At 59.9% G+C, this 25,646-nt stretch carries 27 protein-coding genes; 25 read left to right on the top strand and 2 right to left on the bottom strand.

Features of this window, described 5'->3' with window-relative positions; genetic code table 11:
- The first annotated feature begins 103 nt into the window (after positions 1-103).
- From ACJ8PI_RS01595 to ACJ8PI_RS01540, 12 genes are all read left to right on the top strand, one after another.
- Entirely contained in the window at positions 104-439 is a 336-nt protein-coding gene (locus ACJ8PI_RS01595) for a zinc ribbon domain-containing protein YjdM (RefSeq protein WP_049195580.1), read from the top strand.
- 234 nt (positions 440-673) lie between these two features.
- Positions 674-1,729, top strand: a complete 1,056-nt coding sequence (locus ACJ8PI_RS01590; protein ID WP_033637443.1) for a PhoH family protein — start codon at positions 674-676, stop codon at positions 1,727-1,729.
- Positions 1,726-2,199: an rRNA maturation RNase YbeY gene (gene ybeY / locus ACJ8PI_RS01585; protein WP_060443891.1), complete on the top strand. Its 474-nt coding sequence runs from the start codon at positions 1,726-1,728 to the stop codon at positions 2,197-2,199. The genes ACJ8PI_RS01590 and ybeY overlap by 4 nt, the downstream gene beginning before the upstream one ends.
- Before the next feature lie 84 nt (positions 2,200-2,283).
- Positions 2,284-3,162, top strand: coding sequence for a CNNM family magnesium/cobalt transport protein CorC (gene corC / locus ACJ8PI_RS01580; protein WP_004939973.1), 879 nt, complete (start codon positions 2,284-2,286; stop codon positions 3,160-3,162).
- Between the two features lie 7 nt (positions 3,163-3,169).
- The gene (gene lnt, locus ACJ8PI_RS01575) at positions 3,170-4,699 is read left to right on the top strand and encodes an apolipoprotein N-acyltransferase (protein WP_033647194.1); all 1,530 of its coding nucleotides are present in this window, start codon (positions 3,170-3,172) and stop codon (positions 4,697-4,699) included.
- A 393-nt stretch (positions 4,700-5,092) separates the two neighbouring features.
- Positions 5,093-5,989, top strand: coding sequence for an amino acid ABC transporter substrate-binding protein (locus ACJ8PI_RS01570; protein WP_033637439.1), 897 nt, complete (start codon positions 5,093-5,095; stop codon positions 5,987-5,989).
- A gap of 213 nt (positions 5,990-6,202) precedes the next feature.
- On the top strand, positions 6,203-6,943 hold the full coding sequence (locus ACJ8PI_RS01565) for an amino acid ABC transporter permease (RefSeq protein ID WP_033647195.1): 741 nt from the start codon (positions 6,203-6,205) through the stop codon (positions 6,941-6,943).
- The gene (gene gltK / locus ACJ8PI_RS01560) at positions 6,943-7,617 is read left to right on the top strand and encodes a glutamate/aspartate ABC transporter permease GltK (protein ID WP_033637438.1); all 675 of its coding nucleotides are present in this window, start codon (positions 6,943-6,945) and stop codon (positions 7,615-7,617) included. Before ACJ8PI_RS01565 ends, gltK begins: the two co-directional genes overlap by 1 nt.
- Positions 7,617-8,342, top strand: a complete 726-nt coding sequence (locus tag ACJ8PI_RS01555; protein ID WP_049235227.1) for an amino acid ABC transporter ATP-binding protein — start codon at positions 7,617-7,619, stop codon at positions 8,340-8,342. The genes gltK and ACJ8PI_RS01555 overlap by 1 nt, the downstream gene beginning before the upstream one ends.
- Before the next feature lie 194 nt (positions 8,343-8,536).
- The gene (locus tag ACJ8PI_RS01550; protein ID WP_164134426.1) at positions 8,537-8,998 is read left to right on the top strand and encodes a hypothetical protein; all 462 of its coding nucleotides are present in this window, start codon (positions 8,537-8,539) and stop codon (positions 8,996-8,998) included.
- A 99-nt stretch (positions 8,999-9,097) separates the two neighbouring features.
- Positions 9,098-10,030: a pyrimidine-specific ribonucleoside hydrolase RihA gene (gene rihA / locus ACJ8PI_RS01545; protein ID WP_164134427.1), complete on the top strand. Its 933-nt coding sequence runs from the start codon at positions 9,098-9,100 to the stop codon at positions 10,028-10,030.
- Positions 10,031-10,178: 148 nt separating this feature from the next.
- Positions 10,179-10,883 carry an FMN-dependent NADH-azoreductase gene (locus ACJ8PI_RS01540; RefSeq protein ID WP_033647198.1) on the top strand — a complete coding sequence of 235 codons (705 nt, stop codon included), beginning with the start codon at positions 10,179-10,181 and terminating at the stop codon, positions 10,881-10,883.
- Positions 10,884-10,923: 40 nt separating this feature from the next.
- Here the strand turns inward: ACJ8PI_RS01540 and ACJ8PI_RS01535 are convergent, their stop codons facing one another.
- Complete coding sequence (locus ACJ8PI_RS01535; RefSeq protein ID WP_025301844.1) at positions 10,924-11,406, bottom strand: zinc ribbon-containing protein; 483 nt, start codon at positions 11,404-11,406, stop codon at positions 10,924-10,926.
- Positions 11,407-11,691: 285 nt separating this feature from the next.
- On the opposite strand from ACJ8PI_RS01535, the gene leuS reads away from it, so the two are divergent.
- The 13 genes from leuS to lipA all read left to right on the top strand — a co-directional run bounded on the left by leuS (position 11,692) and on the right by lipA (position 25,181).
- A complete protein-coding gene (gene leuS / locus ACJ8PI_RS01530) occupies positions 11,692-14,274 on the top strand; it encodes a leucine--tRNA ligase (protein ID WP_033637432.1) in 2,583 nt (860 codons plus the stop codon).
- A 14-nt stretch (positions 14,275-14,288) separates the two neighbouring features.
- Positions 14,289-14,849: an LPS assembly lipoprotein LptE gene (lptE, locus tag ACJ8PI_RS01525; RefSeq protein WP_033637431.1), complete on the top strand. Its 561-nt coding sequence runs from the start codon at positions 14,289-14,291 to the stop codon at positions 14,847-14,849.
- Complete coding sequence (gene holA / locus ACJ8PI_RS01520; RefSeq protein WP_033647201.1) at positions 14,846-15,880, top strand: DNA polymerase III subunit delta; 1,035 nt, start codon at positions 14,846-14,848, stop codon at positions 15,878-15,880. Before lptE ends, holA begins: the two co-directional genes overlap by 4 nt.
- Positions 15,870-16,532, top strand: a complete 663-nt coding sequence (gene nadD / locus ACJ8PI_RS01515; RefSeq protein ID WP_015376938.1) for a nicotinate-nucleotide adenylyltransferase — start codon at positions 15,870-15,872, stop codon at positions 16,530-16,532. The genes holA and nadD overlap by 11 nt, the downstream gene beginning before the upstream one ends.
- A gap of 194 nt (positions 16,533-16,726) precedes the next feature.
- Positions 16,727-17,044 (top strand): ribosome silencing factor, encoded by a 318-nt coding sequence (gene rsfS, locus ACJ8PI_RS01510; protein WP_016928774.1) that lies wholly within the window; start codon positions 16,727-16,729, stop codon positions 17,042-17,044.
- A 3-nt stretch (positions 17,045-17,047) separates the two neighbouring features.
- Positions 17,048-17,518, top strand: coding sequence for a 23S rRNA (pseudouridine(1915)-N(3))-methyltransferase RlmH (gene rlmH, locus ACJ8PI_RS01505; protein WP_004940002.1), 471 nt, complete (start codon positions 17,048-17,050; stop codon positions 17,516-17,518).
- Between the two features lie 38 nt (positions 17,519-17,556).
- Positions 17,557-19,452, top strand: a complete 1,896-nt coding sequence (mrdA, locus tag ACJ8PI_RS01500) for a peptidoglycan DD-transpeptidase MrdA (RefSeq protein ID WP_033637428.1) — start codon at positions 17,557-17,559, stop codon at positions 19,450-19,452.
- Between the two features lie 8 nt (positions 19,453-19,460).
- A complete protein-coding gene (gene mrdB / locus ACJ8PI_RS01495) occupies positions 19,461-20,573 on the top strand; it encodes a peptidoglycan glycosyltransferase MrdB (protein WP_004940006.1) in 1,113 nt (370 codons plus the stop codon).
- Between the two features lie 10 nt (positions 20,574-20,583).
- Positions 20,584-21,657, top strand: coding sequence for an endolytic peptidoglycan transglycosylase RlpA (gene rlpA, locus ACJ8PI_RS01490; protein ID WP_041033851.1), 1,074 nt, complete (start codon positions 20,584-20,586; stop codon positions 21,655-21,657).
- 180 nt (positions 21,658-21,837) lie between these two features.
- Positions 21,838-23,049, top strand: coding sequence for a D-alanyl-D-alanine carboxypeptidase DacA (gene dacA / locus ACJ8PI_RS01485; RefSeq protein WP_033637426.1), 1,212 nt, complete (start codon positions 21,838-21,840; stop codon positions 23,047-23,049).
- Between the two features lie 104 nt (positions 23,050-23,153).
- The gene (ybeD, locus tag ACJ8PI_RS01480) at positions 23,154-23,420 is read left to right on the top strand and encodes a DUF493 family protein YbeD (protein ID WP_033637425.1); all 267 of its coding nucleotides are present in this window, start codon (positions 23,154-23,156) and stop codon (positions 23,418-23,420) included.
- A 134-nt stretch (positions 23,421-23,554) separates the two neighbouring features.
- Positions 23,555-24,223 (top strand): lipoyl(octanoyl) transferase LipB, encoded by a 669-nt coding sequence (gene lipB / locus ACJ8PI_RS01475; RefSeq protein WP_033637424.1) that lies wholly within the window; start codon positions 23,555-23,557, stop codon positions 24,221-24,223.
- Positions 24,216-25,181: a lipoyl synthase gene (gene lipA / locus ACJ8PI_RS01470; RefSeq protein ID WP_025301835.1), complete on the top strand. Its 966-nt coding sequence runs from the start codon at positions 24,216-24,218 to the stop codon at positions 25,179-25,181. The genes lipB and lipA overlap by 8 nt, the downstream gene beginning before the upstream one ends.
- A 94-nt stretch (positions 25,182-25,275) precedes the next feature.
- Here the strand turns inward: lipA and tatA are convergent, their stop codons facing one another.
- Positions 25,276-25,491 (bottom strand): Sec-independent protein translocase subunit TatA, encoded by a 216-nt coding sequence (gene tatA / locus ACJ8PI_RS01465; protein WP_004940019.1) that lies wholly within the window; start codon positions 25,489-25,491, stop codon positions 25,276-25,278.
- Positions 25,492-25,646: the final 155 nt, after the last annotated feature.

Below are 25,646 nucleotides of genomic sequence, written 5' to 3'. Positions count from 1 at the left end.
GCGGCCGCCTTATCGCCGCCCATTCGCGCTACTCCTTACCGTTTCTCCGCCGGGCGTCCGCGCCCGGTGATTTGCTTTTTTATTGTTGAAGAGGCGACATAACATGCAACTCCCACACTGCCCGAAGTGCAACTCCGAATACACCTACCAGGACAATGCCCTGTTCATCTGCCCTGAGTGCGCCCACGAGTGGAGCGACAGCGCCCCGGCGGAAGATCAGGACACGCTGATCGTCAAAGACGCCAACGGCAACCTGCTGGCGGACGGCGACGCGGTCACCGTGATCAAAGACCTGAAGGTCAAAGGCAGCTCCTCGATGCTCAAAATCGGCACCAAGGTGAAAAACATTCGCCTGGTCGAAGGCGATCACAACATCGACTGCAAAATCGATGGCTTCGGCCCGATGAAGCTGAAATCCGAGTTCGTGAAAAAGAACTGATTCCCAGCGGCCTTGTTCTGTGATGACGCGGCGGGCTTTGCGCCCCGCCGCGTTTTTTCCTTTTCTTCCCTTGAATTTCGCCGACGGCGCACAGATAGATCAGCGGTAAACTTGCGCCGTTGCGGCGCACCATGAATAATTCAAGAAAGAGAGTATTCAGGCTCGCCCTGAACGCGCGCGTCCCGGACGCGCTATGTGACATCAACCAGGCCCGATGTGACCTAGAGGAATAGTTTGAACGTCGCAACACAAGAAATTTTGTTAGAGCCCGCAGACAACAAGCGTTTGCTCAGCCTGTGCGGCCCGTTTGATGACAACATCAAACAACTCGAGCGCCGATTGGGCATCGAAATCAATCGCCGCGACAACCGTTTCAAGCTGGTCGGCAAAAACCTGTGCGTGGCCGCCGCCGCCGATATCCTGCGCCATCTGTACGTGGATACCGCGCCGATTCGCGGCGTGATCCCGGATATCGATCCGGAGCAAATCCACCTGGCCATCAAAGAGAGCCGGGTGCTGGAACAGGTAGCCGACAGCGTGCCGGATTACGGAAAGGCGGTCACCATCAAAACCAAGCGCGGCATGGTGAAACCGCGCACGCCCAACCAGGCGCAGTACATCGCCAACATTCTCGATCACGACATCACCTTCGGCATCGGCCCGGCGGGCACCGGCAAGACCTACCTGGCGGTCGCCGCCGCGGTAGATGCGCTGGAGCGCCAGGAAATTCGCCGCATTCTGCTGACCCGCCCCGCGGTCGAAGCCGGCGAAAAGCTGGGCTTCCTGCCGGGCGATCTGAGCCAGAAGGTCGATCCCTATCTGCGCCCGCTGTACGACGCCCTGTTCGAAATGCTGGGCTTCGAGCGCGTGGAGAAGCTCATCGAGCGCAACGTGATCGAAGTCGCGCCGCTGGCCTATATGCGCGGCCGCACGCTGAACGACGCCTTTATCATTCTGGATGAGAGCCAGAACACCACCATCGAACAGATGAAGATGTTCCTGACGCGCATCGGCTTCAACTCGAAGGCGGTCATCACCGGCGACGTCACCCAGATCGACCTGCCGCGCAACCAGAAATCCGGCCTGCGCCACGCGGTGGAAGTGCTGTCGGACGTGGAAGAACTGAGCTTCAACTTCTTCCACAGCGAAGACGTGGTGCGCCACCCGGTGGTGGCCCGCGTGGTCATCGCCTATGAGGCCTGGGAAGCGGCCGAACAGAAACGCAAAGACGCGATTGCCGAACAACGTAAGCGCGAGGCGCTCGCCGCCTCCGAGCAGGAGACACCATGACCCAGGTGATTTTGGATCTGCAGATTGCCTGTGAAAGCGGCGACGGCCTGCCGGATGAGGCCACCTTCCAGCGCTGGCTGGAAGGCGTGCTGCCGCAATTTCAGGAAGAGGCCGAGGTGACCGTGCGTCTGGTTGACGAAGCGGAAAGCCACGAGCTGAACCTGACCTACCGCGGCAAAGACAAGCCGACCAACGTGCTCTCTTTCCCGTTCGAGGCCCCGCCGGGCATCGAGCTGCCGCTGCTCGGCGATCTGATCATCTGCCGCCAGGTGGTTGAACAGGAAGCGATTGAGCAAGGCAAGGCGCTGGAGGCCCACTGGGCGCATATGGTTGTCCACGGCAGTCTTCATCTGCTAGGGTATGACCACATCGAAGACGATGAAGCCGAAGAAATGGAGTCTTTGGAAACCGAAATCATGCACGGACTGGGCTATCCTGATCCGTACCTGGCGGAAAAAGACCCCGTCTGACGTCAGCCGTTTACCCTACAGCCCCCTGCGGGGCTGTCGCTGACGCCCCTTAACTCTGACATGAGTGACAGTAACGAAAACGCCATGAGCGACGACCATTCACAAAGCAATGACAGCCCCAGTCCCAAGAAGGGGTTCTTTACTCTTATCCTTAACCAGCTGTTCCACGGCGAGCCCAAAAACCGTGGCGATCTGGTCGAGCTGATCCGTGATTCCGAACAAAACGACCTGATCGATCCCGATACTCGCGACATGCTGGAAGGCGTGATGGATATCGCCGAGCAGCGCGTGCGCGACATCATGATCCCCCGCTCCCAGATGGTGACGCTCAAGCGCAACCAGACGCTGGAAGAGTGCCTGGACGTGATTATCGACTCCGCCCACTCGCGCTTCCCGGTGATCAGCGAAGACAAAGATCACATCGAAGGCATTCTGATGGCCAAGGATCTGCTGCCGTTCATGCGCGCAGACTCCGAGCCGTTCAGCATCGACAAGGTGCTGCGCACCGCGGTGGTGGTGCCGGAAAGCAAGCGCGTCGACCGGATGCTGAAAGAGTTCCGCTCCCAGCGCTATCACATGGCGATTGTCATTGACGAATTCGGCGGCGTGTCCGGCCTGGTCACCATCGAAGACATTCTGGAACTGATCGTCGGCGAGATCGAAGACGAATACGACGACGAAGACGATCTGGATATCCGCCAGCTCAGCCGCCACATGTACACCGTGCGCGCATTGGCCCCGATCGAAGACTTCAACGAAGCCTTCGGCACCCATTTCAGCGACGACGAGGTCGATACCATCGGCGGTCTGGTGATGCAGGCCTTCGGCCACCTGCCGGCGCGCGGGGAAACCATTGAAATCGAAGGTTACCTATTTAAAGTTGCCATGGCCGACAGTCGACGTATTATCCAGGTTCATGTAAAAATTCCGGACGATTCTCCACCACCGAAACTGGAAGATTAAATCCAACATGGCTAAAGCCTCATTACTTGAACGCCAGCGGGTTCGCGCCCTGCTGGCGCTGTTGTCAGGTGCCGGCGGGACGCTGGCGTTCTCACCCTACGACTTCTGGCCAGCGGCCATCGTCTCCCTGTTCGGCCTGCTGGCCGTTACCCTCAATCGCACCGCCAAACAGTCCGCCCTGCTCGGCTTTGTCTGGGGCTTCGGGCTGTTCGGCAGCGGCATCAACTGGGTGTATGTCAGCATCGCCGATTTCGGCGGCATGCCTTTCGCCGTCAACGTCTTCCTGGTGGTGCTGCTCGCCGCTTACCTGTCGCTGTATACCGGGCTGTTCGCCGGGCTGTTGACGCGCCTGTGCCCGGCCACCCGCTGGTGGCGGCTGGCCATCGCCGCGCCGGCGCTGTGGCAGGTGACCGAATTCCTGCGCGGCTGGGTGCTGACCGGCTTCCCCTGGCTACAGTTCGGCTACAGCCAGATCAACGGCCCGCTGAAGGGCATCGCGCCGCTGCTGGGCGTCGACGCCATCACCTTTGTGCTGATGGCCATCGCCGGCCTGCTGGTGTATGCCGTCAATCAGCGCCGCCTGTCGGCTGCGGTCATCGCCGCCGCGCTGCTGCTGTTGCCGTGGCCGCTGCGCCAACTGCAGTGGTTTACCCCGCAGCCGGAGAAAGCGGTGAACGTCGCCATGGTGCAAGGCAACATCGCCCAGTCGATGAAATGGGATCCGAAAGCGCTGGTCAGCACGCTGCAAACCTATCTGGACGAAACCCGTCCGTACGTGGGCAAGGCGCCGATCGTCATCTGGCCGGAGTCCGCCATCCCGGATTATGAAGCCAACCAGAACGGCTTCCTGACCATGATGGACGACCTGATGCGGGCGAAGAACAGCAGCCTGATCACCGGCATCGTCGACGTGCGCGCCACGCCACAGGGCCAGCAGATCTACAACAGCGCCATCGTGCTCGGCGAGCCGACGCCGTACAGCTACCCGGACAAGAATCGCTACAACAAGCACCACCTGGTGCCGTTCGGCGAATTCGTGCCGCTGGAGACGCTGCTGCGGCCGCTGGCGCCGTTCTTCGATCTGCCGATGTCTTCCTTCAGCCGCGGCGACTATGTGCAGCCGCAGCTCAGCGTGCGCGGGTACAACCTGACGGCGGCCATCTGCTACGAAATCGTGCTGGGCCAGCAGGTGCGCGATAACTTCCGCCCGGACACCAACTTCCTGCTGACCATCTCCAACGATGCCTGGTTCGGCCACTCCATCGGCCCGTGGCAACACTTCCAGATGGCGCGCATGCGGGCGCTGGAGCTCGGCCGGCCGCTGCTGCGCAGCACCAATAACGGCGTCACCGCCGCGGTGGACGCGAACGGCGAGGTGATCGCCGAAATCCCGCAGTTCACCCGTCAGGTGCTCGAAGTGAAGGTCACGCCGACCACCGGCGTCACGCCTTATGCGCGCTTCGGCGCCACGCCGCTGTGGGTGATTACCCTGCTGCTGGGCGGCTGGGCGCTGATGTTGGGCCTGCGCCGCAAATAATCCTCTCCGTCGGGGCGCGCCCGCCGCGCCCCACTTTCCCGTCAATATCCCCACCTCAGTCAGAAAATGCCGTTAAATCAACGCGGCTGGCACACTCCTTGCTTTTATCTATGGCGACCTCGCGCGCCGGTTTACTTTTGCTGACGTTTTGTCGCACCTGCGCACATTTTGGGTGCGTCGAGCGCACCGCACGAGTGCGTCAGCGTTTTGTTGCATTGATTTGGTGCGCGCGGCGTCTCAAAAAATGAAACATTTTAGTTTCAAGATATTCACAATCGGTTATTTTTTAACGGCTATCCGTTCTAAGACTATCTTTATAACTTGAGCAATAAATAGTCGGTTTAACCTGACGCTCTTTAGTCAGAGCCACCACAACAGCAAAGGAGTTGGACCATGCAAATGCGTAAATTGGCGTTATCGTTACTGCTGCTCGGTATGGCAGGTAGCGTGGCGCATGCGGAAGACCTGACCGGTACGCTGAAGAAAATCAAAGACAATGGCGTGATCGTTGTCGGCCACCGCGAATCGTCAGTGCCGTTCTCCTACTACGACAACCAACAAAAAGTTGTGGGCTACTCTCAGGACTACTCCAACCAAATCGTTGAAGCCGTTAAGAAAAAGCTGAATGCACCGAATCTGCAGGTGAAAATGCTGCCGATTACCTCGCAGAACCGCATCCCGCTGCTGCAAAACGGCACCTATGATTTCGAGTGCGGCTCCACCACCAATAACCTCGAGCGCCAGAAACAGGCCGCCTTCTCCGACACCATTTTCGTGGTCGGCACCCGCTTGCTGGTGAAAAAAGGCTCCGACATCAAAGACTTTAAAGACCTGGCAGGCAAACCGGTGGTGGTCACCTCCGGCACCACCTCCGAAGTGCTGCTGAACAAGCTGAACGACAGCGGCAAGATGAACATGCGGATCATCAGCGCCAAAGATCACGGCGATTCCTTCCGCACTCTGGAAAGCGGCCGCGCCGTGGCCTTCATGATGGATGACGCCCTGCTGGCGGGCGAGCGCGCCAAGGCCAAGAAACCGGATCAGTGGGAAATCATCGGCACGCCGCAGTCGAAAGAGGCCTACGGCTGCATGCTGCGTAAAGACGACCCTGAGTTCAAAAAACTGGTCGATGACACCATCGCCCAGGCGCAAACTTCCGGTGAAGCGGCCAAGTGGTTTGACAAATGGTTCAAACAGCCTATCCCACCAAAACAGCTCAACATGAACTTCGAACTGTCGGACGACATGAAGCAACTGTTCAAAGAGCCTAACGACAAAGCGTTGAACTAAATAGAACAAAAGCCGGGGCGGCCGCCAGGCCAAACCGGCCCAGTTGATGACTGGGACAGACAGGAATGAGGGGGGCCGTTCCCCTCCCTCATTTTCCCCAAGGCGCGCCACCGACATCCGTACACAACAAGCCAGCCAGACTGGCCGCGCGGCGATCGGCGCTCATCAAGTCATCAATCTTCGGCGCCCTGCGCCCGTTTATCGGAGTTTGTTATGTCAATAGATTGGAACTGGGGTATCTTCCTGCAGCAGGCCCCGTTTGGGAACACCACTTACCTCGGCTGGATCTGGTCCGGCTTTCAGGTCACGGTGGCCCTCTCCGTCTGTGCATGGATTATCGCTTTCTTCGTCGGTTCGCTGTTCGGTATCTTGCGTACCGTGCCCAACCGCTTTCTTTCCACTCTCGGCACCTGTTACGTCGAACTGTTCCGCAACGTGCCGCTGATCGTGCAATTCTTTACCTGGTATCTGGTGATCCCCGAGCTGCTGCCGGTCAATATCGGCACCTGGTTCAAGACCGAGCTGGATCCCAACGTGCAGTTCTTCGTCTCTTCCATGCTTTGTCTGGGGCTGTTTACCGCCGCCCGCGTTTGCGAGCAGGTGCGCGCCGCCATTCAATCCCTGCCGCGCGGCCAGAAAGCCGCCGGGCTGGCGATGGGCCTGACGCTGCCGCAAACCTACCGCTACGTGCTGTTGCCGAACGCCTACCGGGTGATCGTGCCGCCGATGACCTCGGAGATGCTCAACCTAGTCAAAAACTCCGCCATCGCCTCCACCATCGGGCTGGTGGACATGGCCGCGCAGGCCGGCAAGCTGTTGGATTACTCCGCACACGCCTATGAATCCTTTACCGCCATCACGCTGGCTTATATCGGCATCAACGCCGTTATCATGCTGTTTATGCGTCTGGTCGAAAAGAAAGTGCAGTTGCCTGGCAACCTGGGGAGTAAATAATGTACGAATTTGACTGGGCGTCGATCGTCCCAAGCTTCCCTTATCTGCTGCAGGGCATGGTGATCACGCTGAAGATCACCGTGACCGCCGTCGTGGTCGGCATCCTGTGGGGCACCGTGCTGGCGGTGATGCGCCTGTCGCCGTTCAAACCGATCAGCTGGTTCGCCACCCTGTACGTCAACCTGTTCCGTTCGGTGCCGCTGGTGATGGTGCTGCTGTGGTTCTATCTGGTGGTTCCAAGCTTATTACAACAGGTTCTAGGGCTGTCGCCGAAAACCGATATTCGCCTGATCTCGGCTATGGTAGCCTTTTCCCTGTTTGAAGCGGCTTATTATTCGGAAATCATCCGCGCCGGCATTATCAGCATCTCGCGCGGCCAATCTTCCGCCGCGCTGGCGCTGGGCATGACCCACTGGCAATCCATGCGGCTGGTGATCCTGCCGCAGGCGTTCCGCGCCATGGTGCCGCTGCTGCTGACCCAGGGCATCGTGCTGTTCCAGGATACCTCGCTGGTTTACGTACTGAGCCTGGCCGACTTCTTCCGCACCGCGTCGACCATCGGCGAACGCGACGGCACCCAGGTTGAAATGATCCTGTTCGCCGGCTTTGTCTATTTTGTTATCAGCCTCGCCGCCTCGGCGCTGGTAAGCTATTTGAAGAAAAGGACTGTTTGATGATATCCCTGAAAAATGTTTCCAAGTGGTACGGTCACTTTCAAGTGTTGACCGATTGCACCACCGAAGTGAAAAAAGGCGAAGTGGTCGTCGTCTGCGGTCCTTCAGGTTCCGGCAAGTCCACCCTGATCAAAACCGTCAACGGCCTGGAGCCGATCCAGCAGGGAAGCATCCTGGTGAACGGCACGCCGGTTAACGACAAGAAAACCAACCTGGCGCAGCTGCGCGCCAAGGTCGGCATGGTGTTCCAACACTTTGAACTGTTCCCGCACCTGTCCATCATCGACAACCTGACGCTGGCGCAGGTAAAAGTGCTCAAGCGCGATAAGACCGCCTCGCGCGCGAAGGGCCTGAAGCTGCTGGAACGCGTCGGCCTCACCGCCCATGCCAACAAGTTCCCCGGTCAGCTGTCCGGCGGCCAGCAGCAGCGCGTCGCCATCGCCCGCGCGCTGTGCATGGATCCGATCGCCATGCTGTTCGATGAGCCGACCTCGGCGCTCGATCCGGAAATGATCAACGAAGTGCTGGACGTGATGGTCGAACTGGCGAACGAAGGCATGACCATGATGGTGGTGACCCACGAAATGGGCTTCGCCCGCAAGGTGGCGAATCGCGTGATCTTTATGGACGAAGGCAAAATCGTCGAAGACCGCAACAAAGACGATTTCTTCAACAACCCTGAATCCGATCGCGCCAAGGACTTCCTGGCCAAGATCCTGCACTGATCGCGCAGTCCCCTAAACCCAAGCGCCCCAAGGGGCGCTAGTTTTTCGGCGCCCATGCGCCTGAATGCCCCTCATTGCCGCCTCAACAAAGTTAGGATTTATCTTAAACCCCCCGTCGCGATGACCGTAAACAACGCGCGATCCTGCAGGCTGTCCTACCTTTGATGATTAACTCACCCATCAGAGAGGCTGGCATGATTCAACTGGTACAAGCGGAGTACAACATCAAATCCGGTTATCCGATTGTTCGACGCACGTTGGAAGACAAGAAGAAACTGATTGAAAAACCGGGTTACGGGCCTGAGTCCTGTTGCGCCACCATCGAATACCAGCTACGCGGCAGCACTCGCTATGCCTTTGGCAATAGCCAGATGAAAATGGAGATGCCGCCGGATATCTACACCCATAACTGGGTCAAGCTTCATGCCGAAATGGCCGCGCTGATTGCGGCGATAAGGCGCATCGAACGCTTTGACGCCGATAAGGAGCAGGTGCCGATCACCAACGTGTATATCGAGCTGCGCCCCTGCGAGGCCAACTGCATGCAGGCACTGCAAAATATCTTGCCCGACGGCACTACCGTCTATTACTCCTTCTTGCACCCAACCGAGGTGGAAGAATGGAAACGCAGCGCTCATGAACTCTGCGGTGTCTGAACGCCTTATCCTGTCGCGCTAACGCCCGGCACTAAAAGCGCTTGTTTCTCCCCGGTTTTGATCCGATGCTCGCTGGATAACAAACAGAGGAGAAAGAACATGCCCCGCCCTATTATCATCGATTGCGATCCCGGCCTCGACGACGCCATCGCGCTGGCCATGGCGCTGCGTTCGCCGGAGCTGGACGTCAAAGCCATCACCACCTCCGCCGGCAACCAGACGCCGGAGAAAACCCTGCGTAACGCGCTGGGCCTGTTGACTCTGATGGGGCGCGAGGACATACCGGTCGCCGCCGGCGCCGGCGGCCCGCTGATGCGCGAGCTGGTGATCGCCGACTATGTCCACGGCAAAACCGGCATGGGTAACACCCACCTGCCGGCGCCGACCCTCAAACCCGATCCCCGCGGCGCCATCGAGCTGATCGCCGGCCTGCTGCGCGCCAGCCCGCAGCCGATAACCCTGGTGGTGACCGGCCCGATGACCAACATCGCCCTGCTGTTGGCCCAGCATGCCGAGCTGAAAAGCCGCATCGAACGCATCGTATTTATGGGCGGCGGCATGAACGCCGGCAATACCACGCCGGTCGCGGAGTTCAACATCTTCGTCGATCCCGAAGCCGCCGAAATGGTGCTGAAATCCGGCGTGCCGCTGACCATGGCCGGGCTGAACGTCACCCATCAGGCGCTGGTGTTGCCGCAGGATATCGAACGCATTCGTCAGATAGCCAATCCGGTCGCGCAGGCGGTCGCGGAGATGCTCGATTTTTACCTGCCGCTGTACCTCAGCCATCCGCGCGGCCTGCCCGGCGCGGCGATGCACGATCCCTGCACCATCGCCTGGCTGCTGGCGCCGCAGCTGTTTACCGGCGTAGAGCGCTGGGTGGGGGTGGAAACCAAAGGGGAATACACCGTCGGCATGACGGTGGTGGACTATTTCCAGCAAACCGGCAAAGCGGCCAACGTGGAAGTGCTGACCGGCATCAACCGCGAAGGCTTTATCGATCTGCTGGCCGAGCGCGTAGCGCGTTATTGATCCCATCGGGGCGCATTCGCGCCCCTAGTTCAATTTTTTTGATTTAACTCAGCGAATTTTTGCGCTATCACTGTTCCTGGCTTGCCTCTAACATGCGTTTACACCGACTGACATCGTCACCGATTAGACTTCGCCTGGAGATAAGCCAATGAGCCGCGTACTGGTCCTGAAATCAAGTATTCTGGGTGAATATTCCCAGTCTGGAAAATTAGTCGATTTTTTTGTTGAACAATGGCGTGAAACTCACCCTGAAGACAGGTTCACCGTGCGCGATTTGGCCAACCCGACGCTGCCGGAGCTGGATGGTGAAGTGATGGCCGGTTTTACCGCCGGCGATAAACCGCTGACGCCGCACCAGCAAAGCACCCTGGCGCTGTCCGATGAGCTGATTGCCGAGCTGAAGTCGCACGACACGCTGATCATCAGCGCCCCGATGTACAACTTCAACATCCCGACGCAGCTGAAGATCTACTTCGATCTGATTGCCCGCGCCGGTCAGACGTTCCGCTATACTTCCGCCGGCGCCGAAGGGCTGGTGACAGGCAAGAAAGCGATCGTCATCTCCAGCCGCGGCGGCATCCACGCCGACACGCCGACGGATCTGATCACGCCGTACGTGAAGCTGTTCCTGGGCTTTATCGGCATCACCGACGTTGAATTCGTGCTGGCGGAAGGCTTCGCCTACGGCCCGGAAGCGGCGGAGAAAGCCGCCCAGGACAGCCGCATCGCGGTCGCGCAGAAAATCCCGGCCGGCGTCGCCGTACCGGCCAGCGCACCGGCGCAGGCGCAAGCCGCCCCGGCTACCGTCAGCGGCGGTTTCCTCAGCAACCTGCTGAAGAAACTGTTCCGCTAAACGCCGGCCTTAGCGTTCCCCGCCCTGCCGGGGAACGCCATCAAGGTTCAAACGGCCGCCGCTGGAACTGGTCGTGGCCGCATTTCGGGCACAGCGGCAGCACCTCCGGCGTGTAGAACGCCAGGTGGTAGTGACACTGCTCGCACACCAGATTGCCCAGCCCCACCACTTCACCGCTGTGGTAAACGCCGTGGTGGCTGACATCCTTGAACACCTCGCGCCACTCCAGCTGGGTTTTGTCGGTGATATCCGCCAGTTCCTGCCACAGGCTCTCTTTGATCACCCGCATAAACACGCTGTCGGTAAACTCGTCCCGGCTCTCCTGATAGCTGCGGGCGAACTCTTCCAGATCGCGCCGCACCGCCTGCGTCACCTGCCGCACCTCATCGCGGGTCAGATCCTCGGCCTCGTTCAACCGCCGCTCCGCGCTGGCCACCAGTTCGTCGATATCGCGTTCACCGTTTTTCAGGCGTTCGGTCAGCGATGCCACCAATTCGCGGTAATACTGAGCAACCTTGTTCATAGACTCTCCTCGATAAACGCTGCGCCGGACTTGGCTGTAGGGATACCCCTAAGCTACTTGTTCTTATTTTAGCCGTAAATGACTGATGTCACTTGGCAAGACGCGGGATCCGCAGGTTGTGAGCCGCGTCATGACGACGCTTTTTTTAAATGCGCCGAGTCAGGCGCTTGGAGTTGTTGCCGGGAGGTCTTATCAGCTATGCTATGCGGATCTACGAATACTAAATGTTCATTGCGTTGCCTCTGACCGGGGCAACGGTTTACACCTACAGGACCACCGGCCGCCATGCAAGAGCAATACCGTCCAGAAGACATAGAATCGAACGTACAGCTTCACTGGCAAGAGAAGCAGACTTTCAAAGTTACCGAAGACGACAGCAAGGAAAAGTACTACTGCCTATCCATGCTGCCTTACCCGTCCGGCCGACTGCACATGGGCCACGTTCGTAACTACACTATCGGCGACGTGATCTCGCGCTATCAGCGCATGCTGGGCAAAAACGTGCTGCAGCCGATCGGCTGGGATGCGTTCGGCCTGCCGGCGGAAGGCGCGGCGGTGAAAAACAACACCGCACCGGCCCCGTGGACCTACGACAACATCGAATACATGAAGAACCAGCTGAAATTGCTGGGCTTCGGCTACGACTGGGATCGCGAAATCGCCACCTGCCAGCCGGAATACTACCGCTGGGAACAGTGGTTCTTCACCAAGCTGTATGAAAAAGGCCTGGTCTACAAGAAGACCTCGGCGGTGAACTGGTGCCCGCACGATCTGACCGTGCTGGCCAACGAACAGGTTATCGACGGCTGCTGCTGGCGCTGCGACACCAAGGTCGAGCGTAAAGAGATCCCGCAGTGGTTCATCAAAATCACCGCCTACGCCGATCAGCTGCTGAACGATCTGGACACGCTTGAAAGCTGGCCGGAGCAGGTGAAAACCATGCAGCGTAACTGGATTGGCCGCTCCGAAGGCGTGGAAATCACCTTCGACGTGGCGGACAGCGAAGAGAAGCTGACGGTTTACACCACCCGTCCCGACACCTTCATGGGCGCCACCTACGTGGCGGTCGCCGCGGGCCACCCGCTGGCGCAACAGGGCGCGCGCAACAACCCGGCGCTGACCGACTTCATCGACGAATGCCGCAACACCAAAGTTGCCGAAGCCGAAATGGCGACGATGGAGAAGAAAGGCATGCCGACCGGCCTGTTCGTTGTCCACCCGCTGAGCGGCGAGAAGCTGCCGGTGTGGGTCGCCAACTTCGTGCTGATGGAATACGGCACCGGCGCCGTGATGGCGGTACCGGCGCACGACCAGCGCGACTGGGAATTCGCCACCAAATACGATTTGCCGATCAAACCGGTGATCCTGAACCTCGACGGCAGCCAGCCTGACGTGAGCGCCGAAGCGATGACCGACAAAGGCGCGCTGTTCAACTCCGGCGAGTTCGACGGCCTGGACAATGAAGCGGGCTTCAACGCCATCGCCGACAAACTGGTCGCCAAGGGCGTAGGCCAGCGCAAGGTCAACTACCGTCTGCGCGACTGGGGCGTTTCCCGTCAGCGTTACTGGGGCGCGCCAATCCCGATGGTGACGCTGGAAGACGGCACCGTGATGCCGACGCCGGAAGACCAGTTGCCGGTGATCCTGCCGGAAGACGTGGTCATGGACGGCATCACCAGCCCGATCAAGGCCGATCCTGAGTGGGCGAAGACCACCGTCGACGGCCAGCCGGCGCTGCGTGAAACCGATACTTTCGACACCTTTATGGAGTCTTCCTGGTACTACGCGCGCTACACCTGCCCGCAGTATGACCAAGGCATGCTGGATCCGGCCGCCGCCAACTACTGGCTGCCGGTCGATCAATATATCGGCGGCATCGAACACGCCATCATGCACCTGATGTACTTCCGCTTCTTCCACAAGCTGATGCGCGATGCGGGCCTGGTGGATTCCGACGAGCCGGCCAAGCGCCTGCTGTGTCAGGGCATGGTGTTGGCCGACGCCTTCTACTACACCGGCAACAGCGGCGAGCGCGTCTGGGTGTCCCCGGTTGACGCCACCGTCGAGCGCGACGACAAGGGCCGCATCATCAAGGCCACCGATCCGCAAGGCCGTGAACTGGTCTATGCTGGCATGAGCAAAATGTCGAAGTCGAAAAACAACGGCATCGACCCGCAGGAGATGGTGGAAAAATACGGCGCGGACACCGTGCGTCTGTTCATGATGTTCGCTTCACCGGCAGAAATGACGCTGGAGTGGCAGGAATCCGGCGTGGAAGGGGCTAACCGCTTCCTGAAACGCGTGTGGAAACTGGCCTACGATCACGTGGAAAAAGGCGCGGTGCAGCCGCTCGACGTAGCGGCGCTGAACGAAGATCAGAAAGCGCTGCGCCGCGATCTGCACAAAACCATCGCCAAGGTGACCGATGACATCGGCCGCCGTCAGACCTTCAACACCGCGATCGCCGCCGTGATGGAGCTGATGAACAAGCTGGCCCGCGCACCGCAGGAGAGCGAGCAGGATCGCGCGCTGCTGCAGGAAGCGCTGCTGGCCGTGGTTCGCATGCTGTATCCGTTCACCCCGCACGTATGCTTCACGCTGTGGCAAGCGCTGGGCGGCGAAGGCGACGTAGACACTGCGCCATGGCCGGTTGCCGACGAGCAGGCGATGGTCGAAGACTCCAAACTGGTGGTGGTGCAGGTGAACGGCAAGGTTCGCGCTAAAATCACCGTATCCGCCGATGCGACCGAAGAGCAGGTGCGCGCGCGCGCTGCCGAAGAGCATCTGGTGGCTAAATATCTGGACGGCGTCACGATTCGCAAAGTGATCTACGTTCCGGGCAAACTGCTTAACCTGGTTGTGGGTTAACACAAGGAGGAATTGTGCGACAACGCATTCTGACGCTGTTGCTGGGGTTGGCGGTGCTGGTCACCGCCGGCTGCGGTTTTCACCTGCGCGGCACCACGCAGGTGCCTAATGAAATGAAAACGCTGATCCTGGACAGCGCTGACCCTTACGGCCCGTTGACGCGCTCGGTGCGCGAACAGCTGCGTCTGAACGACGTGACTATCGTCAGCGATCCGAAGCGTAAAGACGTGCCTTCCCTGCGCATCGTCGGCGCGACGGAAAGCCAGGATACCGCTTCGATCTTCCAGGACGGTAAAACCGCCGAGTACCAGATGGTGCTGACCGTGCAGGCGCAGGTGCTGATCCCGGGCCATGACCTGTATCCGCTGTCGGTGAAAGTGTTCCGTTCCTTCTTCGACAACCCGTTGACCGCGCTGGCCAAGGACTCCGAACAGGAGATCATTCGCCAGGAAATGCGTGAGCAGGCGGCGCAACAGCTGGTGCGCAAACTGCTGGCCGTGCATGCGGCGGAAGAAGATAACCGGCAGAAAGCCGCTGCCGCCGGTGAACGAGCGGCAAGCCAAACCGCACAATGATCCGCATTTATCCGGAACAACTTGCCGCGCAGCTCCGAGAGGGGCTGCGCGCTTGTTATTTATTGAGCGGCAATGAACCGCTGCTGCTGCAGGAGAGTCAGGATTTGCTCCGGCAGGCCGCGCAACAGCAGCAGTTCAGCGAGCACTACAGCATTTCCCTCGACGCCCATACCGACTGGGACGCCATCTTCGGCATCTGCCAGGCGATGAGCCTGTTCGCCAGCCGCCAGACGCTGCTGCTGATCTTCCCCGAAAACGGCCCGACGGCGCCGATCGGCGAACAGCTGACCAAGCTCGCCACGCTGCTGCACGAGGATATCCTGCTGATCCTGCGCGGCCCGCGCCTCACCAAAGCGCAGGAAAACAGCGCCTGGTTCAAGGCGCTCAGCCCGCACGGCGCCCTCGTCAGTTGCCAGACGCCGGAACAGGCGCAGCTGCCGCGCTGGGTCGCCACGCGCGCCAAGGCGATGAAGCTGGAGTTGGACGACGCCGCCAATCAGCTGCTGTGCTACTGCTATGAAGGCAACCTGCTGGCGCTGTCGCAGGCGCTGGAGCGGCTGTCGCTGCTGCACCCGGACGGCAAGCTCACGCTGCCGCGCGTCGAACAGGCGGTGAACGACGCCGCCCACTTCACGCCGTTCCACTGGCTGGACGCCCTGCTGGCCGGCAAGAGCAAGCGCGCCTGGCATATTTTGCAGCAGCTGCAGCAAGAAGACGTGGAGCCGGTGATCCTGCTGCGCACCCTGCAGCGCGAACTACTGCTGTTGCTGACGCTGCAGCGCCGCATGGCTTCCGCGCCGCTGCGCACGCTGTTCGATCAGCACAAGGTCTGGCAGAACCGCCGCCCGCTGGTGACCCAGGCGCTGCAACGCCTGTCCGGCCCCCAGCTGCAGCAGGCGGTACAGCTGCTGACGCAAATCGAGCTGACCCTCAAGCAGGACTATGGCCAGTCGGTCTGGCCGGAACTGGAAACCCTGTCGATGCTGCTGTGCGGCAAACCCTTGGCCACGAGTTTTACCGATGCCCACTAACCCGGAACACCCCACCGTTTTGCACGCGCTGTTCGGCGGCACCTTTGACCCGATCCACTACGGCCACCTGCGGCCGGTGGAAGCGTTGGCCGCCGAAGTGGGCCTGAATCGCGTCACGCTGCTGCCTAACCACGTGCCGCCGCACCGCCCGCAGCCGGAGGCCAATGCGCAGCAGCGCCTGAAGATGGTCGAGCTGGCGATCGCCGGCAATCCACTGTTTGCCGTCGACGATCGCGAACTGCACCGCACCACCCCCTCCTACACCATCGAGACGTTGGAAACGATTCGTAAAGAGCGTGGCGCCGCCCAGCCGCTGGCGTTTATCATTGGTCAGGACTCGCTGCTGACGCTGCATAAGTGGCACCGCTGGCAGGCGCTGCTGGACGTGTGTCATCTGCTGGTGCTGGCGCGCCCGGGCTATAACGATCGCATGGACACGCCGGAACTGCAGCAGTGGCTGGAACGCCATCGCACCGCCGACCCGGCGCTGCTCAGCCGTCGCCCGCACGGCCATATCTATTTGGCCGATACGCCGGAGCTGGAAATTTCCGCCACCGAGATCCGTCAGCGCCGCCATCAGGGCCTCAACTGCGACGATCTGCTGCCACGCCCGGTGCAGCGCTATATCGAGTTGCAGGGTTTATATCGCTAGCGAAAGGTGCGTGATATACTGCGCCGCTATTTTTCAGGTATCCGCTGAAAACCCCGGAAACCTTAGCTGGCCGGGCAGTCACCAGTTAGCTGGCTTTCAGCGGCAGCCTGCCGAAACCATTATCCGGTTACGCCGCGGCGCGCGCATTTTGCCCGCCGCAGCCGACTGAACAGAACACACCCGAGGGGGAACCTTTGCAAGGTAAAGCGCTCCAAGATTTCGTCATCGATAAAATCGATGATCTGAAAGGCCAAGACATTATCGCTCTGGACGTCCAGGGCAAATCCAGCATCACCGATTGCATGATCATCTGCACCGGCACCTCGACTCGCCACGTGATGTCGATCGCCAGCCACGTGGTGCAGGAATCCCGTGCCGCGGGCATGGAGCTGTACGGCATGAAAGGCCAGGAAGCCTCCGACTGGATCGTGGTCGATCTGGGCGAAGTGATCGTGCACGTGATGCAGGAAGAGAGCCGTCGCCTGTATGAGCTGGAAAAACTCTGGAGCTAAGCGGTGAAACTGCAATTGGTGGCGGTCGGCACCAAAATGCCAGACTGGGTGCAAACCGGCTTTATGGATTACCTGCACCGCTTTCCAAAAGATATGCCGTTTGAGCTGACCGAGATCCCGGCGGGCAAACGCGGCAAAAACGCCGACATCAAGCGCATTCTGGACAAGGAAGGCGAACAGATGCTGGCGGCGGTGGGCAAAGGCAACCGCATCGTTACGCTGGACATCCCAGGCACGCCGTGGGAAACGCCGCAGCTGGCGCAGCAGCTTGAACGCTGGAAGCAGGATGGCCGCAACGTCAGCTTGCTGATCGGCGGCCCGGAAGGGCTGGCGCCCGCCTGCAAAGCCGCTGCCGAGCAGAGCTGGTCACTGTCTCCGCTGACGCTGCCGCATCCTTTGGTGCGCGTCCTGGTGGCCGAAAGCCTCTACCGCGCCTGGAGTATTACTACAAATCATCCTTACCACCGGGAATAGCCGGTGGTGACCGTGACAGAGTGAAATAAAGCAGCGGGATGAAAATAGAACGTAACCCTTTTCGCGACTATACGGCTGAATCCGCCCTGTTTGTACGCCGCGCCCTGGTGGCGTTTCTGGGCATCCTGGTGCTGTCCGGCATCCTGATCGCCAACCTGTATAATCTGCAAGTGCTCCGCGTCGAGGATTACCGCACCCGCTCCAACGAAAACCGCATCAAGCTGGTGCCCATCGCGCCCAGCCGCGGCATTATCTACGATCGCAACGGCACCCCGCTGGCGCTCAACCGCACCATTTATCAGCTGGAGCTGATGCCGGAGAAGGTCGACGATCTCAAGGCCACGCTGCAGGCGCTGCGCACGGTGGTCGACCTGACCGACGACGACATCACCAATTTCGAAAAAGAGCGCAAGCGTTCGCGCCGCTTCGTCTCCATTCCGGTGAAAACCGCGCTGACCGAGGTGCAGGTCGCCCGCTTTGCGGTCAATCAGTTCCGCTTCCCCGGCGTGGAAGTGAAAGGTTACCAGCGCCGCTACTATCCTTACGGCTCCGCCCTCACCCACGTCACCGGCTACGTGTCGAAGATCAACGACCGCGACGTCGAACGCCTGGACAAAGACGGCAAACTGGCCAACTACGCCGCCACCCACGATATCGGCAAACTGGGCATCGAACGCTATTACGAAGACACGCTGCACGGCAAAACCGGTTACGAAGAGGTTGAAGTCAACAACCGCGGCCGGGTGATCCGCCAATTGCACGAGCAGCCGCCTTCCGCCGGTCAGGACGTCTACCTGACGCTCGATCTTGAGCTGCAGCGCTACATCGAGCAGCTGCTGGTGGGCAGCCGCGCCGCGGTGGTGGTGAGCGATCCGCGCACCGGCGCCATCCTGGCGATGGTGTCCAACCCGAGCTACGATCCGAACCTGTTCGTGGACGGCATTTCCAGCAAGGATTATCAGGGGTTGCTGAACGATCCGAATCGCCCGCTGATCAACCGCGCCACGCAGGGGGTTTACCCACCCGCGTCGACGGTGAAACCTTATATCGCGGTGTCGGCACTCAGCGCCGGCGTGATCACCAAGAACACCGTGGTGTTCGATCCCGGCTGGTGGCAGCTGCCCGGCTCGGAAAAACGCTTCCGCGACTGGAAAAAATGGGGCCACGGCCGCCTGAACGTCACCAAGGCGCTGGAAGAGTCCGCGGATACCTACTTCTATCAGGTCGCCTATGACATGGGGATCGATCGGCTGTCGAGCTGGCTGACCAAATTCGGTTATGGCCAGTACACCGGCATCGATCTGGCCGAAGAGCGTTCCGGCCTGATGCCGACGCGCGAATGGAAGCTGAAACGCTATAAAAAACCGTGGTATCAGGGCGACACCATTCCGGTGGGCATCGGCCAGGGCTACTGGACCGCCACGCCGATCCAGATGGCCAAGGCGCTGAACACCCTGATCAACGACGGCACCGTCAAAACGCCGCACCTGCTGCAGAGCACCCGCGTCAACGGCGCGCTGGTGCCGTTCAAACAGGAAGAGAGCACGCAGATCGGCGATATTCACTCCGGCTTCTGGGAAATCGCCAAAGACGGCATGTACGGGGTGGCCAACCGTCCGAACGGGACGGCGCGCAAGTACTTTGCGGACGCACCTTATAAAGCCGCGGCGAAATCGGGTACCGCACAGGTATTCGGCTACGAAACCTACAACGCCCACAAACTGGCGGAGCACCTGCGCGATCACAAGCTGATGACCGCCTTCGCGCCGTTCAACAACCCGACGGTGTCGGTCGCCATCATTCTGGAAAACGGCGGCTCCGGTCCGGCGGTGGGCACCATCACCCGCCAGATCCTCGACCATATCATGCTGGGCGACAACAATACGCAATTGCCAAGCGAGGCCCCGCTGCCGCCTGGCGTAGAAGGTGACTAAGGTAGAACATGACTGAAAGCCAACAAAAAGGCTCGATCTGGACCAAAATCCACATCGACCCGACGTTCCTGCTGCTGATCCTGGCCCTACTGGTCTACAGCGCCTTCGTGATGTGGAGCGCCAGCGGCCAGGACATCGGCATGATGGAGCGCAAGATCGGGCAGATCGTCATGGGGCTGATCGTGATGGCCGTCATGGCGCAAATCCCGCCGCGCGTGTACGAAAGCTGGGCGCCCTATCTGTATATCTTCTGCGTGATTTTGCTGATCCTGGTAGACGCCTTCGGGCAGATCAGTAAAGGCGCGCAGCGCTGGCTGGATCTGGGCGTGGTGCGCTTCCAGCCGTCGGAAATCGCCAAGATCGCCGTGCCGCTGATGGTGGCGCGCTTTATGAACCGCGACGTCTGCCCGCCTTCGCTGAAAAACACCGCCATCGCGCTGGTGCTGATCTTCCTGCCGACGCTGCTGGTGGCCGCACAGCCGGATCTGGGCACCTCGATCCTGATCGCCGCCTCCGGGTTGTTCGTGCTGTTCCTGTCGGGCATGAGCTGGAAACTGATCGCCGTCGCCGCCGTCGCGCTGGCGGCCTTTATCCCGGTGCTGTGGTTCTTCCTGATGCACGGTTATCAACGCGACCGCGTCATGATGCTGCTCGATCCGGAAAGCGACCCGCTCGGCGCCGGCTACCACATCATTCAGTCGAAGATCGCCATCGGCTCCGGTGGCCTGTCCGGCAAGGGCTGGCTGCACGGCACCCAGTCGCAGCTGGAGTTCCTGCCGGAACGCCATACCGACTTTATCTTTGCCGTGTTGGCCGAAGAGCTGGGGCTGATCGGGGTATTGGTGCTGCTGGCGCTCTACCTGCTGGTGATCATTCGCGGGCTGATGATCGCCGCCAAGGCGCAAACCACCTTCGGCCGCGTGATGGTTGGCGGCTTGATGCTGATTTTGTTCGTTTATGTCTTTGTTAACATCGGTATGGTCAGTGGCATTTTGCCGGTAGTTGGCGTACCTTTGCCTCTGGTCAGTTACGGGGGTTCGGCGCTGATAGTGTTGATGGCCGGTTTCGGCATCATCATGTCGATCCACACGCATCGGAAAATGCTGTCTAAAAGTTTATAAGAGGTGAGTAATGCGTAAGGAATGGCTTTGGATCGGCGTCGCGGCGGTGTTGCTCTCCGCCTGTACCGCCCCGACCACGGAACAGCAGGCGCCACAGCAGCCGTACAACGGCCCGGTGGTGGAAATCGGTGGCGTCGAGCCTCAATATGAACCCTATAACCCTAACAACATGCAGGATTATAAGGTTAATGGCGATACTTACCGCATCGTAAAAGATCCGCAGAACTTCTCGCAGACCGGCCTGGCGTCCTGGTATGGCGAAGAGGCCAACGGCAACACCACGGCGCTGGGTGAGCAGTTCGATCCCAACGGCCTGACCGCGGCGCACCCAACGCTGCCAATCCCAAGCTATGTGCGCGTCACCAACCTGGCCAACGGCCGTCAGTTGGTGGTGCGCGTCAACGATCGCGGGCCATACACCAAGGGCCGCATCATCGATCTGTCGAAAGCCGCCGCCGACCGCCTCAACCTGTCCAACAACACCAAGGTCAAAGTCGATTTCATCAACGTGGCGCCGGACGGCACGCTGAGCGGCCCGGGCACCATCGGCACCATCGTGGCGAAACAGAGTTACGCCCTGCCGGCACGCCCGGATCTCGGCGCCAGCGGCATGGGCACCCCGATCCAGCAGGATGTGCCGGTCGCCGGCGGCGCGGCGGTGCGCCCGATCGATAACAGCACCCTGCGCACCGACGATGGCGCTCCGGCAAACGCCGGCAACGGCCGCAGCGGTTTCCTCGGCGCGCCAAGCGCAGTACCGGCCGGCGTGCTGGAAGGTTCCGAACCGGAAGCCGCCGCCGTGGCCGCTCCGGTTGCGGCCGGCGCTGCGGCGGCCGGCATGGCAGCCGCTTCTTCCTCCGGCGGTTACGTGGTGCAGGTCGGTGCGCTAAGCAGCGCCGAACGCGCCCAGAGCTGGCAGCAAAGCCTGAGCCAACAGTTTGGCGTGCCGGGCAAAGTGGCGGCCAACGGCAACGTTTATCGCGTCCAGCTCGGCCCGTTCAGCAGCCGTCAGCAGGCGGCCCAGCTGCAGCAACGCCTGGCCAGCGAAGCGCAACAACAGTCTTTCGTTACTGCTGCACCCTAAGCGTTATGCCCGGCGGGCATTCGCGGCTGATACGCGGTTATTTAGCTGAAACATTTTCTTGCAGCTAAAAGGTCTTTAACCGCAATTAGTCAGATGAATGGATAATGCCTGCCGGGATCGCATCTGCTATAGTGTGGCTCGTTTTTTAACTTTACTTTCACGGATGTTGTAGTCCCGATCATGAAACAAGTAACTTCTTTTCGCTTAATCAAAAGCATCGCACTCGGCACCGTTATCGCAATGAGCGCAGCCTCCGTTGCACATGCCGATGACGTTAACATCAAAACCATGATCCCAGGTGTCCCGCAGATCGATGCGGAAGCGTACATCCTGATTGATTACAATTCCGGCAAGGTGCTGGCCGAGATGAACGCCGACGCGCGTCGCGATCCGGCCAGCCTGACCAAAATGATGACCAGCTACGTCATCGGCCAGGCGCTGAAAGCGGGTAAAATCGGCCAGGACGATCTGGTGACCGTCGGTCAGGACGCCTGGGCGACCGGCAACCCGGTGTTCAAAGGCTCCTCGCTGATGTTCCTGAAGCCAGGCGATCGCGTGCCGGTCTCCAAACTGACCCGCGGCATCAACCTGCAATCCGGTAACGACGCCTGCGTGGCGATGGCCGACTACGTCGCCGGCAGCCAGGACGCGTTCGTTAACCTGATGAACACCTACGTCAGCAAGCTGGGTCTGCAGAACACCCACTTCCAGACGGTACACGGCCTGGATGCCCAGGGCCAGTACAGCTCGGCGCGCGACATGGCGCTGATCGGCCAGGCGCTGATCCGCGACGTGCCGGACGAGTACGCGATTTACAAAGAAAAAGAGTTCACCTTCAACAATATCCGCCAGATGAACCGCAACGGTCTGCTGTGGGATAACAGCCTGAACGTCGACGGCATCAAAACCGGCCACACCGACGCGGCGGGTTACAACCTGGTGGCTTCGGCGACCGAAGGCCAGATGCGCCTGATCTCCGCCGTGATGGGCGGCCGCACCTACAAAGGCCGCGAAGCCGAGAGCAAGAAACTGCTGACCTGGGGCTTCCGCTTCTTCGAAACCGTGGCGCCGCTGAAGGTCGGTAAAGAGTTCGCTTCCGAGCCGGTCTGGTTCGGCGATGCCGACCGCGTTGAGCTGGGCGTGGACAAAGATGTCTACCTGACCATCCCGCGCGGCCGCATGAAAGATCTGAAGGCCAGCTATGTGCTGAACACGCCGGAAATTCACGCGCCGCTGGCGAAAAACCAGGTGGTCGGCAGCATCAACTTCCAGCTGGACGGCAAAACCATCGACCAGCGTCCGCTGGTGGTGATGAACGAAGTGAAAGAAGGCGGTTTCTTCAGCCGCATCGTGGACTACATCAAACTGATGTTCCACCACTGGTTCGGTTAACGGTTGAAACGGGCGAAATTGGCCCCATATAGTGAATAACACTAACTCCCGCCCCGGCGGGAGTTATACTTTATAGATTAGCTAGCACTCTGGAGCGCACGCACATGCAAAAAACTAAACTGAACGAACTGCTCGAATTCCCTTGCCCGTTTACCTACAAGGTGATGGGCCTGGCGCAGCCTGAGCTGGTTGACCAGGTAGTTGAAGTGGTGCAGCGCCATGCGCCGGGCGACTACAACCCGCAGGTCAAGCCGAGCAGCAAAGGCAACTACCACTCGGTCTCCATCACCATCAACGCCACTCACATCGAGCAGGTCGAAACCCTGTACGAAGAGTTGGGTAACATTGAAATTGTTCGCATGGTGCTGTAATTCCAGCATAAACCCCTGCTTATCAACCCGGGATGGCGCAGCGTCTTCCCGGGTTGCGCATTTTTGGTCAGCGAAAGGCTGGCCGCAGACCGGAGCGCCCGGTATAATGGCTTTACCACTTCTGTAACCTGACGATGACTCTTTTGCAACCAGACAAGATCATTTTGCGTCAGCTGGGGTTGCAGCCCTACGCGCCTGTATCCCAAGCCATGCATAACTTCACCGACAGTCGTACCGAGACCACGCCGGACGAGCTGTGGCTGGTGCAGCATCACCCGGTGTTCACCCAGGGCCAGGCCGGCAAAGCCGAGCATGTGCTGATGCCCGGCGATATCCCGGTGATTCAGAGCGATCGCGGCGGCCAGGTGACCTACCACGGGCCGGGCCAGCAGGTGATGTACGTGATGGTCGATCTGAAACGCAACAAGGTCGGCGTACGCCAATTGGTCACGGCGATAGAAGATACGGTTATCAACACCCTCGCCCACTTCCGCCTCGAATCGCGCGCCCGTCCGGATGCGCCGGGCGTGTACGTGGGGGAGCAGAAAATCTGTTCGTTGGGTTTGCGGATCCGCAAAGGCAGCTCATTCCACGGCCTGGCCCTGAATGTGGCGATGGATCTCAGCCCCTTCCAACGCATCAACCCTTGCGGTTACGCCGGCATGCAGATGACGCAGGTCAGCGCGCTGGCGCCCGGCGTTGGCATTGAAGACATACACCCAATCCTGGTACAGGAATTTGTTCATTTACTCGGCTACCAGACGGTCGAGCTTCGTAACTGGAACCTGCACGATTATGAGTAAACCAATTCAGATGGAACGCGGCGTCAAATACCGCGATGCTGACAAAATGGCGCTGATCCCGGTCAAAACGGTGGTCACCGAACGGCAGGAGCTGTTGCGTAAACCCGAGTGGATGAAGATCAAACTGCCTGCCGACTCAACGCGCATTCAGGGCATCAAAGCCGCCATGCGTAAAAACGGCCTGCACTCCGTCTGTGAGGAAGCTTCGTGCCCTAACCTGTCCGAGTGTTTCAACCACGGCACTGCCACCTTCATGATCCTCGGCGCCATCTGTACCCGCCGCTGCCCGTTCTGCGACGTGGCCCACGGCCGCCCGATCGCGCCGGACGCCAACGAGCCGGAAAAGCTGGCGCAAACCATCGCCGACATGGCGCTGCGTTATGTGGTGATCACCTCGGTTGACCGCGACGATCTGCGCGACGGCGGCGCTCAACACTTTGCCGACTGCATCTCGGCCATCCGCGCCAAGAGCCCGAACATCAAAATTGAAACGCTGGTGCCGGACTTCCGCGGCCGTATGGATCGCGCGCTGGAAATCCTCACCGCCACGCCGCCGGACGTATTCAACCACAACCTGGAAAACGTGCCGCGCGTATATCGCCAGGTGCGCCCGGGCGCCAACTACGAGTGGTCGCTGAAGCTGCTGGAGCGCTTTAAAGAAGCGCACCCGGATATCCCGACCAAATCCGGCCTGATGGTCGGCCTGGGCGAAACCAACGCGGAAATCGTCGAAGTGATGCGCGATCTGCGCCGCCACGGCGTGACCATGCTAACGCTGGGGCAATACCTGCAGCCGAGCCGTCACCACCTGCCGGTGCAGCGCTACGTCAGCCCGGCCGAGTTCGACGAGATGAAAGAAGAAGCGATGGCGATGGGCTTCACCCACGCCGCCTGCGGCCCGTTCGTGCGTTCGTCTTACCACGCCGATCTGCAGGCCAAAGGGATGGAAGTGAAATAACGCGTAATAGTTTGTTACGCTAAAGACGGCGGAAACGCCAAAAAAACGGATGTCCGCAAGGCATCCGTTTTTTATTGCGCGCCACCAGGCGGGGTTAAACGTCTTTCTTTTCGACGCTCTGCTGAGCGGACTGGCTTTCAGCGGCGTTGTTGCCGGCGGCCGGCGGCGTGCTGTCGTCGCCCACGGCTTTTTTAAAGCCTTTCAGCGCCGCGCCAAGATCGGCGCCGAGCGTACGCAGTTTGCTGGTGCCGAACAGTAAAATCACCAACACCGCAATCACCAGAAGTTTGGTAATGCTGATACCTTCCATACTCACCTTCTTATCATAGAGCGCTGCGTGAACAGCGAGAAAAACTGACCTTGCCTGCGAATATTTAGCGACTTTCCTTCGGCTCGCACAACCGCAACATGTAACAGAGTGAGATCCGTCGCAGGAATGCCACGCGGCCGCACGGCACGGATTCC

The sequence above is a fragment of the Serratia sp. CY82433 genome (genome assembly GCF_052166535.1).
GTDB lineage: Bacteria > Pseudomonadota > Gammaproteobacteria > Enterobacterales > Enterobacteriaceae > Serratia > Serratia sarumanii.
The sequence above is the reverse complement of the archived record's forward strand: the minus strand, read 5'-3'. Positions and strand labels throughout refer to the sequence as shown.

What these genes read in the sequence shown, in the direction of transcription:
- lnt (WP_033647194.1), top strand. Translation starts at nt 3,170, where the DNA reads ATGGCTAAAGCCTCATTACTTGAACGCCAGCGGGTTCGCGCCCTGCTG.
- rlpA (WP_041033851.1), top strand. Translation starts at nt 20,584, where the DNA reads ATGCGTAAGGAATGGCTTTGGATCGGCGTCGCGGCGGTGTTGCTCTCC.
- leuS (WP_033637432.1), top strand. Translation starts at nt 11,692, where the DNA reads ATGCAAGAGCAATACCGTCCAGAAGACATAGAATCGAACGTACAGCTT.
- rihA (WP_164134427.1), top strand. Translation starts at nt 9,098, where the DNA reads ATGCCCCGCCCTATTATCATCGATTGCGATCCCGGCCTCGACGACGCC.
- holA (WP_033647201.1), top strand. Translation starts at nt 14,846, where the DNA reads ATGATCCGCATTTATCCGGAACAACTTGCCGCGCAGCTCCGAGAGGGG.
- corC (WP_004939973.1), top strand. Translation starts at nt 2,284, where the DNA reads ATGAGCGACGACCATTCACAAAGCAATGACAGCCCCAGTCCCAAGAAG.
- dacA (WP_033637426.1), top strand. Translation starts at nt 21,838, where the DNA reads ATGAAACAAGTAACTTCTTTTCGCTTAATCAAAAGCATCGCACTCGGC.
- nadD (WP_015376938.1), top strand. Translation starts at nt 15,870, where the DNA reads ATGCCCACTAACCCGGAACACCCCACCGTTTTGCACGCGCTGTTCGGC.
- mrdA (WP_033637428.1), top strand. Translation starts at nt 17,557, where the DNA reads ATGAAAATAGAACGTAACCCTTTTCGCGACTATACGGCTGAATCCGCC.
- ACJ8PI_RS01550 (WP_164134426.1), top strand. Translation starts at nt 8,537, where the DNA reads ATGATTCAACTGGTACAAGCGGAGTACAACATCAAATCCGGTTATCCG.
- ACJ8PI_RS01570 (WP_033637439.1), top strand. Translation starts at nt 5,093, where the DNA reads ATGCAAATGCGTAAATTGGCGTTATCGTTACTGCTGCTCGGTATGGCA.
- tatA (WP_004940019.1), bottom strand. Translation starts at nt 25,491, where the DNA reads ATGGAAGGTATCAGCATTACCAAACTTCTGGTGATTGCGGTGTTGGTG.
- gltK (WP_033637438.1), top strand. Translation starts at nt 6,943, where the DNA reads ATGTACGAATTTGACTGGGCGTCGATCGTCCCAAGCTTCCCTTATCTG.
- ybeD (WP_033637425.1), top strand. Translation starts at nt 23,154, where the DNA reads ATGCAAAAAACTAAACTGAACGAACTGCTCGAATTCCCTTGCCCGTTT.
- ACJ8PI_RS01595 (WP_049195580.1), top strand. Translation starts at nt 104, where the DNA reads ATGCAACTCCCACACTGCCCGAAGTGCAACTCCGAATACACCTACCAG.
- mrdB (WP_004940006.1), top strand. Translation starts at nt 19,461, where the DNA reads ATGACTGAAAGCCAACAAAAAGGCTCGATCTGGACCAAAATCCACATC.
- ACJ8PI_RS01565 (WP_033647195.1), top strand. Translation starts at nt 6,203, where the DNA reads ATGTCAATAGATTGGAACTGGGGTATCTTCCTGCAGCAGGCCCCGTTT.
- ACJ8PI_RS01535 (WP_025301844.1), bottom strand. Translation starts at nt 11,406, where the DNA reads ATGAACAAGGTTGCTCAGTATTACCGCGAATTGGTGGCATCGCTGACC.
- ACJ8PI_RS01555 (WP_049235227.1), top strand. Translation starts at nt 7,617, where the DNA reads ATGATATCCCTGAAAAATGTTTCCAAGTGGTACGGTCACTTTCAAGTG.
- lipB (WP_033637424.1), top strand. Translation starts at nt 23,555, where the DNA reads ATGACTCTTTTGCAACCAGACAAGATCATTTTGCGTCAGCTGGGGTTG.
- ACJ8PI_RS01540 (WP_033647198.1), top strand. Translation starts at nt 10,179, where the DNA reads ATGAGCCGCGTACTGGTCCTGAAATCAAGTATTCTGGGTGAATATTCC.
- ybeY (WP_060443891.1), top strand. Translation starts at nt 1,726, where the DNA reads ATGACCCAGGTGATTTTGGATCTGCAGATTGCCTGTGAAAGCGGCGAC.
- lipA (WP_025301835.1), top strand. Translation starts at nt 24,216, where the DNA reads ATGAGTAAACCAATTCAGATGGAACGCGGCGTCAAATACCGCGATGCT.